Source organism: Brevibacillus sp. FIR094, from assembly GCF_050477165.1.
Taxonomy (GTDB): domain Bacteria; phylum Bacillota; class Bacilli; order Brevibacillales; family Brevibacillaceae; genus Brevibacillus.
The window spans coordinates 29,494-44,972 of sequence record NZ_JBEAES010000026.1; the positions used below are offsets into that span (position 1 = coordinate 29,494).

Annotated in this window: 12 protein-coding genes; 10 read left to right on the plus strand and 2 right to left on the minus strand. The window is 48.3% G+C overall.

What is annotated here, in order from left to right:
* Nucleotides 1-68: 68 nt before the first annotated feature.
* The 8 genes from argC to ACQ5DJ_RS21260 all read left to right on the plus strand — a co-directional run bounded on the left by argC (nucleotide 69) and on the right by ACQ5DJ_RS21260 (nucleotide 10,830).
* Nucleotides 69-1,109: an N-acetyl-gamma-glutamyl-phosphate reductase gene (gene argC, locus ACQ5DJ_RS21225; protein WP_429844184.1), complete on the plus strand. Its 1,041-nt coding sequence runs from the start codon at nucleotides 69-71 to the stop codon at nucleotides 1,107-1,109.
* 13 nt (nucleotides 1,110-1,122) lie between these two features.
* Nucleotides 1,123-1,920: an acetylglutamate kinase gene (gene argB / locus ACQ5DJ_RS21230; protein WP_429844185.1), complete on the plus strand. Its 798-nt coding sequence runs from the start codon at nucleotides 1,123-1,125 to the stop codon at nucleotides 1,918-1,920.
* Between the two features lie 18 nt (nucleotides 1,921-1,938).
* On the plus strand, nucleotides 1,939-3,120 hold the full coding sequence (locus tag ACQ5DJ_RS21235) for an aspartate aminotransferase family protein (RefSeq protein WP_429844186.1): 1,182 nt from the start codon (nucleotides 1,939-1,941) through the stop codon (nucleotides 3,118-3,120).
* A 148-nt stretch (nucleotides 3,121-3,268) separates the two neighbouring features.
* The gene (locus ACQ5DJ_RS21240) at nucleotides 3,269-4,375 is read left to right on the plus strand and encodes a carbamoyl phosphate synthase small subunit (protein WP_429844187.1); all 1,107 of its coding nucleotides are present in this window, start codon (nucleotides 3,269-3,271) and stop codon (nucleotides 4,373-4,375) included.
* On the plus strand, nucleotides 4,368-7,610 hold the full coding sequence (carB, locus tag ACQ5DJ_RS21245; protein ID WP_429844188.1) for a carbamoyl-phosphate synthase (glutamine-hydrolyzing) large subunit: 3,243 nt from the start codon (nucleotides 4,368-4,370) through the stop codon (nucleotides 7,608-7,610). Before ACQ5DJ_RS21240 ends, carB begins: the two co-directional genes overlap by 8 nt.
* Complete coding sequence (argF, locus tag ACQ5DJ_RS21250; RefSeq protein WP_429844189.1) at nucleotides 7,555-8,526, plus strand: ornithine carbamoyltransferase; 972 nt, start codon at nucleotides 7,555-7,557, stop codon at nucleotides 8,524-8,526. Before carB ends, argF begins: the two co-directional genes overlap by 56 nt.
* A 431-nt stretch (nucleotides 8,527-8,957) precedes the next feature.
* Nucleotides 8,958-9,509, plus strand: coding sequence for a DUF5317 family protein (locus ACQ5DJ_RS21255; protein ID WP_429844190.1), 552 nt, complete (start codon nucleotides 8,958-8,960; stop codon nucleotides 9,507-9,509).
* The gene (locus ACQ5DJ_RS21260) at nucleotides 9,493-10,830 is read left to right on the plus strand and encodes an HD-GYP domain-containing protein (RefSeq protein WP_429844191.1); all 1,338 of its coding nucleotides are present in this window, start codon (nucleotides 9,493-9,495) and stop codon (nucleotides 10,828-10,830) included. The genes ACQ5DJ_RS21255 and ACQ5DJ_RS21260 overlap by 17 nt, the downstream gene beginning before the upstream one ends.
* 28 nt (nucleotides 10,831-10,858) lie before the next feature.
* On the opposite strand, the gene ACQ5DJ_RS21265 is transcribed toward ACQ5DJ_RS21260, so the two are convergent.
* Nucleotides 10,859-11,398 (minus strand): histidine phosphatase family protein, encoded by a 540-nt coding sequence (locus ACQ5DJ_RS21265; protein WP_429844192.1) that lies wholly within the window; start codon nucleotides 11,396-11,398, stop codon nucleotides 10,859-10,861.
* Between the two features lie 276 nt (nucleotides 11,399-11,674).
* Between ACQ5DJ_RS21265 and ACQ5DJ_RS21270 the strand changes: the two genes are divergently transcribed.
* Together ACQ5DJ_RS21270 and argH are read left to right on the plus strand one after the other, a co-directional pair.
* Nucleotides 11,675-12,934, plus strand: coding sequence for an argininosuccinate synthase (locus tag ACQ5DJ_RS21270; RefSeq protein WP_429844216.1), 1,260 nt, complete (start codon nucleotides 11,675-11,677; stop codon nucleotides 12,932-12,934).
* Nucleotides 12,931-14,376: an argininosuccinate lyase gene (gene argH / locus ACQ5DJ_RS21275; RefSeq protein ID WP_429844193.1), complete on the plus strand. Its 1,446-nt coding sequence runs from the start codon at nucleotides 12,931-12,933 to the stop codon at nucleotides 14,374-14,376. Before ACQ5DJ_RS21270 ends, argH begins: the two co-directional genes overlap by 4 nt.
* A 60-nt stretch (nucleotides 14,377-14,436) precedes the next feature.
* Here argH and ACQ5DJ_RS21280 read toward each other — a convergent pair whose 3' ends face one another.
* The gene (locus ACQ5DJ_RS21280) at nucleotides 14,437-15,348 is read right to left on the minus strand and encodes an acetamidase/formamidase family protein (RefSeq protein WP_429844194.1); all 912 of its coding nucleotides are present in this window, start codon (nucleotides 15,346-15,348) and stop codon (nucleotides 14,437-14,439) included.
* Between the last annotated feature and the right edge of the window lie 131 nt (nucleotides 15,349-15,479).

Sequence of the window (15,479 nt, forward strand, 5' to 3'; positions counted from 1 at the left end):
TGTATTCTAAATGGATTTTTATTATTATTCATGTATAAAAATACGGAATGAAATAAAGGGGAGAGAGCATGGTTCGGGTCGGGATTGTTGGAGCAACGGGGTATGGTGGTGCGGAGTTGATCCGTCTTTTAACTGGGCATCCGCATGTTGAGATCGCAAATTTATATTCAAGTTCATCAGAAGGAGAAAGCTTGGAAAAATCGTTTCCACATGCAGCTGGGCTCGGATTGCCGACATTGTCACCGATTGATGCAGACAGCATGAGCGGTGTGAACGATTTGATCTTCCTCGCTACGCCTGCGGGAGTAAGTAGCGGGCTGTCTCCGAAGCTGGTCGAAAAAGGCGTAAAGGTCATTGATTTATCCGGGGATTTTCGTCTGGAAAACGGTGCGGTCTACCAAAAGTGGTACAAACATGAGCCTGCCCCTTCCCAATGGGTAGAAGCGGCGGTTTACGGTTTAACCGAGTGGAATCAAGAGCAAGTGGCGGGTGCCAGTCTCATAGCAAATCCAGGCTGCTATCCCACTGCTACGCTCCTCGCCCTGCTTCCGCTGGTAAAGACAGGCTGGGTACAGCCTAACAGTTGGATCGTCGATGCCAAATCAGGTGTGTCCGGCGCTGGACGTGGAGTATCGCTCGGTGTTCATTACGGCGAGATTAATGAAAGCATTCATGCTTATAAAGTGGCGAGTCATCAACATACACCAGAGATTGAACAGGAGCTGCAAAAACAAAGCGGGGAAGAGACGCTTGTTCAATTTACGCCGCATCTGGTGCCGATGACCCGAGGAATTTTAGTCACGGCTTACGGACAACTAACCACTGATGTCACACAAGCGCAAATCCAGGAGCTATACGAAGCTACTTATGCGGATAAGCCTTTTGTGCGCGTACGTCCTGCAGGCAGTCATCCGCATACGAAAGAAGTTTATGGCTCCAATTACTGTGATATCGCCATCCATGTTGATCAGCGCACGAAGCGCGTTATCTTGCTGTCGGTCATCGATAACATGATGAAGGGCGCAGCCGGTCAAGCTGTGCAAAACATGAATGTCATGTTTGATTTGCCTGAGAAAACGGGCTTGCCGCTCGTACCAGTATACCCGTAGAGGAGGAGAGCAGATGCAAGGAATTGTCGTGATTAAATGTGGCGGAAGCACCATGGATCAGCTACCTGCCTCTTTCTTTCAGGCGATTGCTGGACTACAGGAGCAAGGACAAGAGATCGTCATCGTCCATGGGGGCGGACCTGCCATTAACAGTATGCTCGATCGAGTTCAGATCACTCCGCAATTTGTCGATGGGCTTCGTGTTACATGCGAGGACACGCTGCGTGTTGTGGAGATGGTCTTGTGCGGCAGTATCAACAAGGCGCTGGTAAAAAGGCTGACGCAGGCAGGAGCCAAGGCGTGGGGAGTTAGTGGCATCGATGGTCAGACTCTTTTGGCAACAAAAACGCCAAAGCCACTCGGGTGGGTAGGAGAGATCAAGAAGGCTGATACGACCATTCCGAAAGCGATTCTTGGGCAGGGCTATGTCCCGGTGATTGCTCCCCTTTCCGTTAGTGAAGATGGCACAGAGACATTTAATGTCAATGCTGATGTAGCCGCAGGAGCGATTGCCGCAGCACTCAGCGCCGAAAAGCTGATCATGGTAACAGACGTTCCGGGCATCATGCAGCCTCAGCCAGACGGAACCAAGGCAGTAGTGCCAGCTACAAGTGCAGAAGAGATACAGGAAATGATTCGGGCAGAGATTATTACTGGTGGAATGATTCCGAAGGTTCAGGCAGCTCTAGACGCTCTCGGACAGGGCGTGGAGCAGGTAGTCATCTGCCGGGGAACCGCTGATGATCTGCTCGGTGTTTGTGCGGGGCAGGGAGTTGGGACAACCGTACGTACGAATGTCAATTACGTTTAGGTGAGGAGGAAAATGAATATGCATACAACAACAGCGCCTGTGCATCTCATGAATAACTATGCGAGATGGCCCGTCAGTTTGGTAAAAGGACAAGGAAACCAGGTGTGGGATGATCAAGGCAAGCAATATCTCGATTTTACCTCAGGAATTGCCGTGACCTCGCTAGGGCATGTCCCGCCAAAAGTAACAGCAAAGCTGCACGAACAGCTCGATACGTTGTGGCATTGCTCGAATCTGGTGCATGTTCCTCAGCAAGAGATTTTGGCGGAAAAACTGAGCCGTCTGTCTGGACTGGATCAGGCTTTTTTCTGCAACAGTGGGGCGGAGGCGAATGAAGGCTTGATCAAGCTCGCCCGCCGCTATGCACAAAAAATTAAAGGGACCGACCGTTACGAAATCATCAGCTTTGAACAGTCTTTTCATGGACGGACATTGGCTACCCTAACGGCTACTGGACAGGAAAAGGTGAAGGACGGATTTGCACCATTGCTGCAAGGATTTGTCACTGTTCCTTACAACGACCTCGATGCAGTCAAGTCAGCCATTACAGACAAGACATGCGCGATAATGCTGGAGCTGGTTCAGGGTGAAGGTGGCGTACATCCAGCAGAAGAGGCTTGGGTGAAGGCGCTGCGTGAATTGTGCGATGCGCACGGATTGCTCCTGTTAATCGATGAGATACAGACTGGGATTGGTCGCACGGGTACATGGTTTGCTTTCCAACAATATGACGTGAAGCCAGATGCGATTTCATTGGCAAAAGGCTTGGGAAGTGGGTTCCCAATTGGAGCGGTTGTCGCGACTAAGGAAGTAGCAGACGCGTTTGCTCCAGGTACGCATGGTACTACTTTTGGCGGGAATCCATTGGCAGCAACTGCTGGAATCGCAACGCTTACGACGATGGAAGAGGAGCAGATTTTGGAGCGGGTAGCCCATATCCATGATGTATTGATCAAAGAGCTGGAGAAGCTCAAGGCAGAGCATCCAGACAAAGTGGTTACGGTTCGGGGAAAAGGATTGCTTCTCGGTGTGGAGCTAACGATTCCTGCTGGTGAGCTGGTCACGTATGCACGGGAAAAAGGAGTCATTCTGCTGATGGCTGGTCCACAAGTAGTGAGACTCTTGCCTTCGTTTGTAACGACCGATGAGGAAGTAAAGCAGGCCATTGCCGTATTAAGCGAGGCGCTGTCTCAGGTTTAGATGAAAAAGCAAAGAATGCAACGAGTAGAAGTGGTCAAAAAACTCGTTGCATTTTTATAATCTCAAATGTATATTAATACAAAAGGTTGCATAAATTCTCGGTAAGAGCGATCAGGCCGGTGCCCATTGGAGAGGAGTGGCTTTATAGATGGATAGAGAGAATCAATCGTTAGGTACAGGATATTTAACGCTGGAGAGCGGCGAGGTTTTTACAGGGAAGCTGTATGGCGCCCCCATTAACGGATTCGGAGAAGTGGTTTTTCATACAGGAATGACGGGATATCAAGAGGTGATGACAGACCCTTCTTTTGCAGGGCAAATTGTTACCTTCACGTATCCCTTGATCGGAAACTACGGGATCAACGAAAAGGATTATGAGGCAGCCAAGCCAGCCTTGACAGGGATGATTGTCAGCGAGCTATGCACGGAGCCAAGCCATTACGAATCAAACATGACTTTGGCCCAAGCGGCAGAAGCATTTGGATTCCCGATCCTTGCAGGGATTGATACGCGAACGATTACAAAGCGCGTCCGCCAAGATGGTACCGTATTCGGTGTCATTTCCGATCAGCCTATGCAGGTGGAGGAAGTTGTGTCCCTGCGCTTCAAGCACGCCAAGAAATCATTAGTTGCCAACGTATCCAGACAGCAGGTGGAGCGGTATCCGGGAACAGGGGAGCATGTCGTCTTGATTGACCTTGGCATGAAGCAATCGATTTTGGATGCACTTCTCGAACAGGGCTGCCGTGTCACGGTCGTTCCATTTGATACGAGTTTTGCCCAAATTAACGTTCTCGCACCAGACGGATTGTTGTTTTCCAATGGGCCTGGCGATCCGGAGCATTTGCTTGCGTATTGCAGCGAATGGCGCAAAGCCGTGGAGCAGTATCCGACATTGGGCATCTGCTTGGGGCATCAAGTATTGGCGTTGATGTACGGCGGCAAGACAGAAAAGCTCGCATACGGTCACCGTGGTAGTAATCATCCGGTCAAGGATCTGATGACTGGGAAAGTATACATGAGTTCACAGAATCACGGGTACGTGGTCAAGGAAGAGTCTCTGGACAAACGTCAGTTAACGGTTTCCTATCGCAATGTCAATGACGGTTCAGTCGAAGGGCTACGTCACGTCAGTCTGCCTGTTTTCAGTGTGCAGTTCCATCCGGAAGCACATCCGGGCCCTAACGATACATCCCACATTTTCCACCAATTCTTGCAGTCGATGCGCGTAGTAGGAGCGAAGAGATATGCCTAAATTGCCACACATTCATAAAGTATTGGTCATTGGTTCTGGTCCGATCGTCATCGGGCAGGCAGCGGAATTTGATTATGCAGGTGCACAGGCTTGCCTTTCCCTAAAGGAGGCTGGTGTTCAGGTTGTGCTGGTGAATAACAATCCAGCTACGATCATGACAGATGAACAAGTAGCGGACAAAGTATATCTGGAGCCGCTCACGGTGGAATCTGTGACAGCTATTATCGCAAAAGAGCGTCCCGATGGCCTCTTGCCTACGCTAGGCGGCCAAACGGGACTTAATCTTGCTGTTTCGCTGGCAGAAGCGGGCGTGCTGGAAAAGTACAGTGTGCAGCTGTTGGGTACGCCGCTGGCTGCCATTCAAAACGGGGAAGACCGTGAGCTGTTCAAGCAATTGATGCAAAAAATCGGAGAGCCTGTTCCAGAGAGCGATACAGTCGAATCTGTAGAAGCAGCGATCGAGTTTGCGAACGCCATAGGCTATCCCGTTATTGTCCGTCCGGCTTATACACTCGGAGGAGCAGGTGGCGGGATCGCGGGGGATGAAGTGTCCTTGCGAAAGGTTGCAGCGGGTGGCATTGCAGCTAGCCCAATCGGTCAGGTATTGATTGAGCGCAGTGTAAAAGGCTGGAAAGAAATTGAATACGAGGTCATGCGGGACGCAAATGATACCTGCATTATCGTGTGCAATATGGAAAATTTGGACCCAGTAGGTATTCATACGGGAGACAGTATTGTCGTCGCGCCATCTCAGACGCTGACAGATCGCCAGTACCAAATGTTGCGCAGCGTATCAACGAAAGTGATTCGTTCGCTAGGCGTAGTAGGCGGTTGCAATATTCAATTTGCGCTTGATCCGAATTCTGATCGGTATGTGCTGATCGAAGTAAATCCTCGGGTAAGCCGTTCAAGTGCGTTGGCATCCAAAGCAACAGGGTATCCAATTGCGCGCATCGCCGCCAAGCTCGCACTAGGCTATGGACTGGATGAGGTACTCAATCCAATCACGGGCTACACGTACGCTAGCTTTGAACCAGCGTTGGACTACATCGTTGTCAAAATCCCGCGCTTCCCGTTTGACAAATTCCCGCTGGCAGACCGCAAGCTTGGGACCCAAATGAAAGCGACTGGCGAGGTCATGTCGATCGCCCGCAATCTAGAAGCAGGACTTTTGAAGGCAGTTCGTTCCCTGGAACAGGGCTGCACACATTTAACTCGACCAGAGCTGGCATCCTGGACACGTGAGGAGCTTGCACATTCCTTGCAGGAAGCGACTGATATCAGACTGTTTGTTTTTGCCGAGGCGATCCGCAAAGGCTTTACAGAAAGTGAGCTGCACAGTCTGACTGGTGTCGATCCGTTTTTCTTGCGGAGCTTGCGTAAAATCGTGGACTTGGAAGTAGAGCTGTCTTGCCACGATAGGAAAACACTGACCCCAGAGCTGTTGATGGAAGCAAAGCGTCGCGGGTTTGCCGATGAAACTATCGCTTCACTGGTGGATGCTACGCCTGCCGAAATCAAATCATTACGTCAAGAATCAGGCATTACGCCTACTTATAAAATCGTGGACACTTGTGCTGCAGAATTTGATGCCCAAACCCCTTACTACTATTCGGATTGGCAAGGAATAGATGAGGTCGTGTCACTGTCTGGCCGCAAAGTACTGGTACTTGGCTCAGGTCCCATCCGCATTGGTCAGGGTATCGAGTTTGACTACTGCTCCGTACATGCAGCCAAAGCGCTTCAGGCAAGCGGTATTGCGGCTGTCGTTGTGAACAACAACCCAGAGACGGTCAGCACTGACTATGAAACAGCCGACCATCTTTATTTTGAACCGCTTCACGTAGAAGACGTGTTGCATATCGCAGAACGCGAACAGGTGGATGGCGTCATGGTTCAGTTCGGCGGTCAAACCGCGATCAACCTGGCAGCCAAGCTGGAGCACGCAGGGCTGGAAGTAATGGGTACGTCGCTTACAGCCATCGAACGTGCGGAGGATCGCGAGCTGTTTTACGCCATGCTGCGCAAGCTGGACATTCCACATATCCCCGGTAAAGGAGTATCGACCTTGGAGGATGCGACCGCGATAGCGGAGGAAATCGGCTTCCCTGTTTTGATGCGACCTTCGTACGTCATCGGCGGGCAAGGTATGGTAGTCGTCCACAATATCGACGAGCTGCAAGCGACCATTCACGACTGGTTGAACCATCCGGACATGAGCATGTTTTTCCCACTCCTTGTGGATAAATACGTTCCAGGTAAGGAAGCAGAAGTAGACGCGGTGTGCGACGGACAATCTGTCATTATCCCAGGGATTTTTCAGCATGTGGAGAGAGCGGGCATCCACTCAGGAGACAGTGTAGCCTTGTTCCCGGCTCCTCAGCTGACGGATGATATCAAGCAAAAAATCGCGAGCTATACAGAAGCAATCGCGAGAGAAATGGAAGCGGTCGGGTTAATCAATATTCAGTTCGTCATTGATGGCGAAACGGTTTATGTACTGGAGGTAAATCCTCGTGCTTCACGGACCGTACCGATTACGAGCAAAGTGACTGGCATCCCGATGGTTCAACTGGCGGTTCGCGCACAATTGGGTGAAAAGTTGTCAGAGATGGGCTACGGTACAGGGCTTTTGCCAGAGATTCCGTTTGCAGTCGTCAAAGCGCCCGTTTTCTCCACGATCAAGCTGAACGGCGTAGACCCAGTACTAGGTCCAGAGATGAAATCGACGGGGGAAGTTCTCGGCTTGGGGCATTCTTTCGAAGAGGCAGCAGGCAAAGCCTTTGCTTTCAAGGACAATTTATACGGCGACTGGCAAAAAGGTCAGTTGGTTATGATTTCTCTAGCAGATGGAGATAAGCAGGACGGCGTAAGAGAGTCGATTGGACAAATTCAAGCAGACGGTGCCAATCTGGCGGCGACTCCGGGAACGGCCGAGTGGCTGAAAGCCGAAGGAATTGTCGTGAAGCATGTCGTGGCAGATGAAACGGCCTGGATCGACCTATTGCAAAAGGAAGAAGCGGCCTTCGCACTTGTTACTGCGACGAAAGGTAATCGTCAGGGCCGGACAGGATTTGCTCTGCGAAGCCGTATGGTACAACAAGGCGTGCCGTTGTTCTCCGCTGTTGATACGTTCGAGTTATACGTGAAGTCTATTATGAAGAAAAGAGGTGGCTCACATGCAGCCAGTGAAGATATTGGAACACTTTCAAAACTTGCCGTTACAAAAGCATAAAGGAAAGGATTTCCTACGTGTCGATGAATTCAACGGGGAAGAATTGATGGAGCTGCTCCATCTGTCTGCTCACGTCAAGCAATTGCAGAAGCTGGGACAGCCATTCCAGCCTTTGCAAGGCAAGACATTGGGGATGATCTTTGACAAGGCTTCGACCCGCACGCGCGTCTCCTTTGAAGTAGGAATGCATCAGTTGGGTGGCCTAGGGATGTTCATGAGCGGAAAAGAGCTACAGCTCGGACGCGGGGAGCCAATCAGCGACACAGCAAAAGTTCTCTCGCGGTACGTGGATGCCATCATGATTCGCACCTTTTCCCACTCTTATGTAGAAGAGCTTGCTGAGCACGCGTCGATCCCTATTATCAATGGCTTGACCGATTTGTACCATCCTTGTCAGGCATTGGCCGATCTGCTGACGATTTGGGAGCATAAAGGCAAGCTGAAAGGAGTCAAGCTTGCCTATGTAGGAGACGGGAACAATGTGGCGAACTCACTGGTGCTAGGCGCAGCTCTGCTAGGCCTGGATGTGCGGGTGGCGACTCCGGCAGGCTACGAAATGGATGCAACAATTGTCGCAAAAGCTACAGAATATGCAAAACAAAGCGGTGGAAAAATGATGGTGACCACCGATCCGATAGAGGCTGTCATGGGGGCAGATGCTGTATACACGGACGTTTGGACTAGTATGGGTTTTGAAGAAGAAAATGAGGTGCGATTGAAAGCATTTGCCGACTATCAAGTAAACGAAAAATTGGTAGCAGCGGCAGATCGTGATTATCTCTTCTTGCACTGCTTGCCAGCACATCGTGGTGAAGAAGTGACAACCGGGGTCATCGACGGATCGCGCTCTGTCATTTTCGATCAGGCTGAAAATAGATTGCACGCACAAAAGGCGATATTGGCGGCGCTGGTGTGAACATAGTTCTAGTTAAATAGAACTAGCTGTAATTAAATCGAATAGACTATGAATCTGTGATTGCCGAATTTTGTCACTTATGTGTAAAATAAAGGTAGGAAAGAAGCAAAGAAGTACGGACTGTATCTGGTCGCTTGGTCCGTATGGAGCCAGTAGCGAATCCACCCTTTTCCGTAATGGAAATGGAAAGAAGAGCAGAGGCTGTACTTGGTCGCTTGGCCTCTGTATCACGGACAGTAGCGAAGCCAGCTTTCTCCACTATGCCTGAAGGGGGGAAAAGAAAATGAAAAAATGGTTCGCGGCAATTATGATGGTGGTAGCAATCGTAGCAGCTACTTCTGCAAACTTCCATATTGGATAAATAAGCGTATTGGAGAAACAAACACCGCTTGGCTGAGTGGTGTTTTTTCTTCAAGCTTGGAGGAAACAACATGCTATTGGATGTAATTGCCCTATCTTTTCTCGTAGCATTGCTGCGAGGGGGGAGAATTAAAGAATTTCCTAAATTCAATCAATTGAAACTTCTTATCGTTACCATACTGCTCCAGGCTTGTGCAGTCTTCTTTCCTATGATCGGTGGCATGTTCATATCGATCGCATATGTGTTTATTTTGGCTTTCCTCGTTTTTAATCGGGAATTTGAAGATATGCGGATATTTTTAATCGGCTGGTTTCTGAATGCGATTGCAATTTGGTCTAACAATGGAAAAATGCCAATCGATTTAGTCCAAGCAGCAAAGCTTCCTTATGACTTAGAGCCGGTTATAAACGGAACGAATTTCAAGCATAGTGTATTGACGGAAAGTTCAAATTTCCCGTTTTTGACGGATGTCATCTACATGCCATCTATCATTCCTCGGATTATTAGCATCGGCGATATTTTTATTATGTTAGGCGCCTTTTTACTTGTTCAGCGATTGATGAATAAACCTATTTCATTACTACAACTTCGCGAAGGTAAAAGTTATGCGACAAAAAACTGATTATGCAAATTGGATAAAGGGGATTGTTGTACAGGTTGGATTTGTCATTGCAGCAATCTATATTTTTTACACTTCTTCATCTGAATGGGCAGTTCGTGAGCATTGGGGGGTATTATCTACCTATACTCTCTTGACCATTTTTTCCTGTTTTGCTCCCGTACGTATATCAAATACGATTTTAACAGTGAACAATGCTGTAATCTTTTCGGGTATCTTGTTGTACGGTGTCTGGGTGGGAGTATGGGCTGCTGTTATTGAATCATTAATTATTGCTTTCCTGGTAAGGTTTAATCCGCTAAAAGCTATCATTAATATTGGGCAATTGTTAATGACTATATGGACAGTAGCGTTTTTGAAGGATTGGATCGAGGGCTTCGGAACGGTTTCTCCTATTATTAGCGATTTGTTTTTGGCTGTGATTTATTGGTTTGTGAACCTGATTTTATGTGGATTGGGTATCTCCTATTTTCATAAAATGACCTGGGCGCGAACCATAAAGATGATGGCAAAAGGATTTACCTCGACGTACTTGCTGCTATTAATTTTAGCCGGAGTAGGTTCACGATTAGTAGAGTCATATGGCCCGCTAACTCTAATTCCTATGATGATTGCGTTTATTACGATCAGTTACGTATTTCATCATTACTATGACAACCTTCAAAGGCTTCAGCAAAAAGTAGAAGAGGTCAAATCATTCAATCACAACTTCTTAACGACGATGGCTGCATCCATTGACGCACGAGATCGATACACAAGTGGACATTCTCAGCGTGTAGCTTACTGGGGAAGAGAAATTGCGAGAGATATTGGTTTGTCCGAACGAAAAGTGGAGGATGTTTATATCGGGGGAATCTTGCACGACATTGGAAAAATCGGCATCGAAGACGAAATTCTCAATAAAAAAGGAAAGCTGACCCCGGAAGAGTACGACAAGATCAAGCAGCACACAGTCATTGGCTACGAAATTATTTTGCAAGCAGGGATGTTCAATGAATTGCTTCCTGCGATCCGCTCCCATCATGAGCGAATAGACGGAAGGGGATACCCGGATGGTTTAGCCGGGGATGAGATTCCGTTGATGGCGAGAATTTTAGCCATTTCAGATGCTTTCGATGCGATGGTCGCGGACAGGCCTTATCGAAAAGGTTTGCCAGTGGAGGAAGCGCTTCAAGAAATCAGACGGGGCTCCGGTACCCAATTTGATCCGATATTGGCGGAGCATTTTATCAGAATCGTTCAGCGACTGCCGTACGAAGAGTTGCAGAGCATTATCGGAATAGAGTCCATCCCGCAGAAACAGTTACAGGAGGCAATCAGATAAGCTGCCCCTTGTAACTGTTTTTATTCGTTTACGACCATATGCGGATGAGCTCTTTGGTTTCTAGATGGCAGGTAAGCTTGAATACATCCGGATTGCTTAATTTCTCCCAATCGTGAAAGCCAAAACGGTCATCCATTGATTTCATGAGCAAGGCCAGCAGGCATCCGTGGCTAACAAGCACGATTTCTTTATGCGCATCTGCCAAAATCTCAGTGAGCAACGCATTTGCCCGGTTGATAGCAGTAAGGCTGGATTCGCCCCCTTCGAATTCAAGCGTCAGGTCATCGAATGTATCGCGCAGTCGCTCGAACCAATCTTCACGTGGTACTCCGCTAAGGACGCGCTCGACCAAACGCGGGTCTTCTTCAACCTTGATTCCGCGTTCCTGTGCAAGTGGTTGGATGGTAGCAATCGCCCGATGATACGGACTCGAAATGATTCGATCAATGGGGGAACCTGCGAAGAAGGTGGCAAGCTCCCGAGCTTGTACTTCTCCCTTTTCCGTGAGCAGGGCTTCGGGTTCTTGACCAGCAGCCTGACAATGACGTACCAAATAAATTGTTTTCATAATCCCTCCAACTGACTTCTCCTATGTCATTCTTCCTTTCACTCATTCTCTACCTTGGATTCGTTTTCCTTTCAATCGTGCAACGTTTATGCATAAACAGATGATGGCTATGCATAAAAACAAGATACTCTTTATGCGAGAAATGTATATTTTCTTTGCATCTCCGTTTTTGTCTGCGAATTCACAAGAAATAAACAAGAAAAATAGTTGTATTTTTATTAGTTCGTTTGTATAATTACTCGCATGAGAGAAACTTCGACACGGGGAGAGAGAATGATGGCAAAAGATAAAATTGTGTTGGCTTATTCAGGCGGTTTAGATACATCGGTAGCAATTAAATGGCTGCAAGATACGTATAACTACGATGTCATTGCAGTTGCATTGGATGTAGGGGAAGGGAAAGACCTCGATTTCGTACAGAAAAAAGCATTGCAGGTAGGGGCATTGAAATCAATCGTAGTGGATGCAAAAGATGCATTCGCAGAGGAATTCGTATTGCCAGCCCTGAAGGCAAACGCCATGTACGAAGGGAAGTATCCGCTGGTGTCTGCACTGTCGCGTTACCTGATTTCGCGCGTGCTGGTTGAAATCGCGGAAAAAGAAGGCGCGGTAGCTGTCGCACACGGTTGCACAGGAAAAGGAAACGACCAAGTACGTTTCGATGTTTCCTTTACAGCGCTGAACCCGGATATCAAAATCGTGGCGCCGGTTCGGGAATGGGGCTGGACGCGTGACGAAGAGATTGAATATGCGAAAAAGAACAATATCCCGATCCCAATCGATCTGGACAATCCATACAGCATTGACCAAAACCTGTGGGGCAGAAGCTGCGAGTGCGGTGTTCTGGAAGATCCATGGGCAGCTCCTCCAGAAGGTGCATACGATCTGACGAAGTCGATCACGGATGCACCAGACGAGGCAGAAGAAATCGAAATCACTTTCGTGCAAGGGAAGCCAACTGCATTAAATGGCGAAGAGCTCCCACTGGCTGAACTGATCCTCAAGCTGAACAAAATCGCCGGAAACCATGGTGTAGGCCGTATCGACCATGTGGAAAACCGTTTGGTGGGCATCAAATCTCGCGAAGTTTACGAGACTCCGGCTGCGACTACTTTGATTTTGGCTCACCGTGAGCTGGAATTCTTGACGCAACCACGTGAGGTTGCTCAATTCAAACCGATTGTCGAGCAAAAACTGGCGCAAGTGATTTACGAGGGTCTCTGGTTTTCGCCAATTCGCAATGCTGTCCAGGCATTCATTGAAGAAACGCAAAAACACGTAACGGGTGTCGTACGTGTGAAGCTGCACAAAGGACATGCGATCGTTGTAGGCCGCACCTCTGCATCGTCTCTCTACAGCCATGAGCTGGCGACTTACAATGCTGGTGACCAATTCGACCATAAAGCAGCACTCGGTTTTATCAAGCTGTGGGGTCTGCCTACAAAGGTATACGCACAGGTAAACGAAGGTGTACTGCACGAGAATAAAAACACGGCCATTAAGATTTTGGATGAAAAGGATGCGATCAAGCAATGAAACTCTGGGGAGGACGCTTCACGAAGCCGACGAATCAACTCGTAGAAGAGTATACCGCTTCTATTTCTTTCGACCAGAAAATGTGGCGACAGGACATCGTTGGAAGCCTTGCTCATGTTGCCATGTTGGGCAAGTGCGGCATCCTGCCAATGGAGGAAGTAAGACAGATCATCGCTGGCTTGAAAAAGGTAAAAGAGAAAATTGAGCGCGGGCAAGCTGAGTTTCTCGTTGCGCACGAAGATGTGCATATGAATATTGAAAAGATGCTGATTGAAGAGATCGGTCCGGTGGGGGGCAAACTCCACACCGGACGGAGCCGCAATGATCAGGTTGCGTTAGATATGCACCTGTACCTCAGAGAAAAGCTGATGGAGATTATCCAATTGGCGATGTATTTGCAAGAGGCATTGCTCGAGCAAGCGAGCCAGCATCTCGATACCGTCATGCCAGGCTATACACATTTGCAGCGTGCGCAACCAGTATTGTTTGGCTATCACCTGATGGCGTATGTGTCCATGCTACAACGTGATATCGAACGGATGACCGAGACGTGGAAGCGTGTGAATGTGCTGCCGCTTGGAGCTGGTGCCCTCGCAGGTACGACATTCCCTATCGACCGCACGTTTGTAGCGGAATTGCTGCAATTTGATGGTATCTATCAAAACAGCATGGATGCAGTGAGTGATCGTGACTTCATCGTCGAATTTTTGGCGGACGCATCCTTGGTCATGACCCATCTCTCCCGTCTGTGCGAAGAGCTCGTCATCTGGAGCAGTCAGGAATTCTCCTTTGTGGAGCTAGACGATGCATTTTGCACGGGGTCCAGTATCATGCCGCAAAAGAAAAATCCTGATGTAGCAGAGCTGGTTCGCGGAAAAACAGGACGTGTTTACGGCAATCTGTTTGGATTGTTGACCGTATTGAAAGGTTTGCCGCTGGCGTACAACAAGGACATGCAAGAAGATAAAGAAGGCATGTTCGATACGGTAGCTACCATTCATGGTGCGCTAGCGTTGCTCACGCCGATGATTAAGACGATGCAAGTCAAAGCAGATCGCATGCGTCAAGCAGTTACCAACGATTTTTCCAATGCGACAGACTTGGCAGATTACTTGGTTCGCAAAGACATGCCGTTCCGTCAGGCGCATGAAGTCGTAGGGAGAACCGTCTTGTACTGCATCGAGCAGCAAAAATATCTTCTCGATCTGACCTTGGAAGAATTCCAGAGCTTCTCAGAGGCTATTGAGGCAGATGTGTATGGCGCTCTAGCTGTTGAGACGGTTGTCAATGCACGTAACGTGCTGGGTGGGACCGCTCGTAATCAGGTAGAGGTACAAATTGATTGGTATCGCAAGCAACTGGTAGAAACACATGCTTGGGTGCACAAAAACAGTCAAAAGGTCATGATTGAATCCCTGATCGATGTAGGTTCACCTGCATAAAAACGTACATGAATGAAAAGCAAAAACCCCAAAGCTTTGGGGTTTTTTTGCGTTCTATCCTTATCTACCAACTATTTTCAAATCAAAGCCTACTGCGGTTGCGTACGCAAGAGGCAACTCCATGCGGGCTGTCTTTAATGGATCAACGACCTGACAGATACGCAAATCTCCAGCAGCGGAGAGTAAGAAGGTGGCTTCGGCCTTTTCTACTCCCAGCTCTTCGTGTAGAAATTGTACCATGTTGATTACCGCTCGATCCGCTGCCTTGTCCAGCTCTTTTTCCGAAGCAATCGTGATCAAGTGATCTTGATTGACTGCCATCGGTAACGGCCACTGCTTTCCTTTTATCACATCGAGCTTTACGGTTACTTCCCCAGCAATTTCCACGCCACATACAGCTACTTCACCGTCAGCCATTGCAGCATGAAGGTCACCCAGGGCAAATAATGCGCCGGGAACATTTACGGGTAAAAGTAATGTAGTACCTTCGCGCATTTGTTTGCAGTCCATGTTGCCGCCGTGATCGCCTGGCGTACCACATGAAATGGCTTCTTTGGCAGGCGCAGTTCCAATTACGCCAATCATGGGATTGATCGGAACCTGAAGCTTGTCTGATAATACAGCTTGTCCATCTTGTATCGGAATCATTTTGATCACATTTTCTTGCAGGTCGAATCCCATTACACCCAGTTCTGGTCCAGTCACCATTACGCCTTGATTTTTAATCTCAATTTTCTGAATATGAACAACCAAAATATCGCCTGGTTCTGTTCCTTCTATATATATAGGGCCGGAAGCAGGGTTGATCCGATTCCAATCAAGCTCTTGAAACGCGGTGTCAGCCGATTGGATTTGGTCCTCGAAGCAATCGCAGGTTTCAACCGTTACGATACTGCCTGCTTCTACCTTCAAGACCGGCTGATTCTCAGGAGACATGGCATAAATCACGTCCTGCTTTTTTACTCTGTACATGGTTGCAGTCCTCCAGTCCATTTCGAAATTTACATATATTTCTTTATCATAGCATGAAATGCCTACGTGTTTAGCGCTGAATCATGGAGGAAATAATTGTACAAAGGAATCGAAGGTCTAAAGAGAGCAGG

Bases quoted from the DNA above. Each gene is read 5' to 3' on its own strand.
- argB (WP_429844185.1), top strand. From the start codon at position 1,123: ATGCAAGGAATTGTCGTGATTAAATGTGGCGGAAGCACCATGGATCAG.
- argC (WP_429844184.1), top strand. From the start codon at position 69: ATGGTTCGGGTCGGGATTGTTGGAGCAACGGGGTATGGTGGTGCGGAG.
- carB (WP_429844188.1), top strand. From the start codon at position 4,368: ATGCCTAAATTGCCACACATTCATAAAGTATTGGTCATTGGTTCTGGT.
- argF (WP_429844189.1), top strand. From the start codon at position 7,555: ATGCAGCCAGTGAAGATATTGGAACACTTTCAAAACTTGCCGTTACAA.
- ACQ5DJ_RS21255 (WP_429844190.1), top strand. From the start codon at position 8,958: ATGCTATTGGATGTAATTGCCCTATCTTTTCTCGTAGCATTGCTGCGA.
- ACQ5DJ_RS21260 (WP_429844191.1), top strand. From the start codon at position 9,493: ATGCGACAAAAAACTGATTATGCAAATTGGATAAAGGGGATTGTTGTA.
- ACQ5DJ_RS21270 (WP_429844216.1), top strand. From the start codon at position 11,675: ATGGCAAAAGATAAAATTGTGTTGGCTTATTCAGGCGGTTTAGATACA.
- argH (WP_429844193.1), top strand. From the start codon at position 12,931: ATGAAACTCTGGGGAGGACGCTTCACGAAGCCGACGAATCAACTCGTA.
- ACQ5DJ_RS21280 (WP_429844194.1), bottom strand. From the start codon at position 15,348: ATGTACAGAGTAAAAAAGCAGGACGTGATTTATGCCATGTCTCCTGAG.
- ACQ5DJ_RS21240 (WP_429844187.1), top strand. From the start codon at position 3,269: ATGGATAGAGAGAATCAATCGTTAGGTACAGGATATTTAACGCTGGAG.
- ACQ5DJ_RS21235 (WP_429844186.1), top strand. From the start codon at position 1,939: ATGCATACAACAACAGCGCCTGTGCATCTCATGAATAACTATGCGAGA.
- ACQ5DJ_RS21265 (WP_429844192.1), bottom strand. From the start codon at position 11,398: ATGAAAACAATTTATTTGGTACGTCATTGTCAGGCTGCTGGTCAAGAA.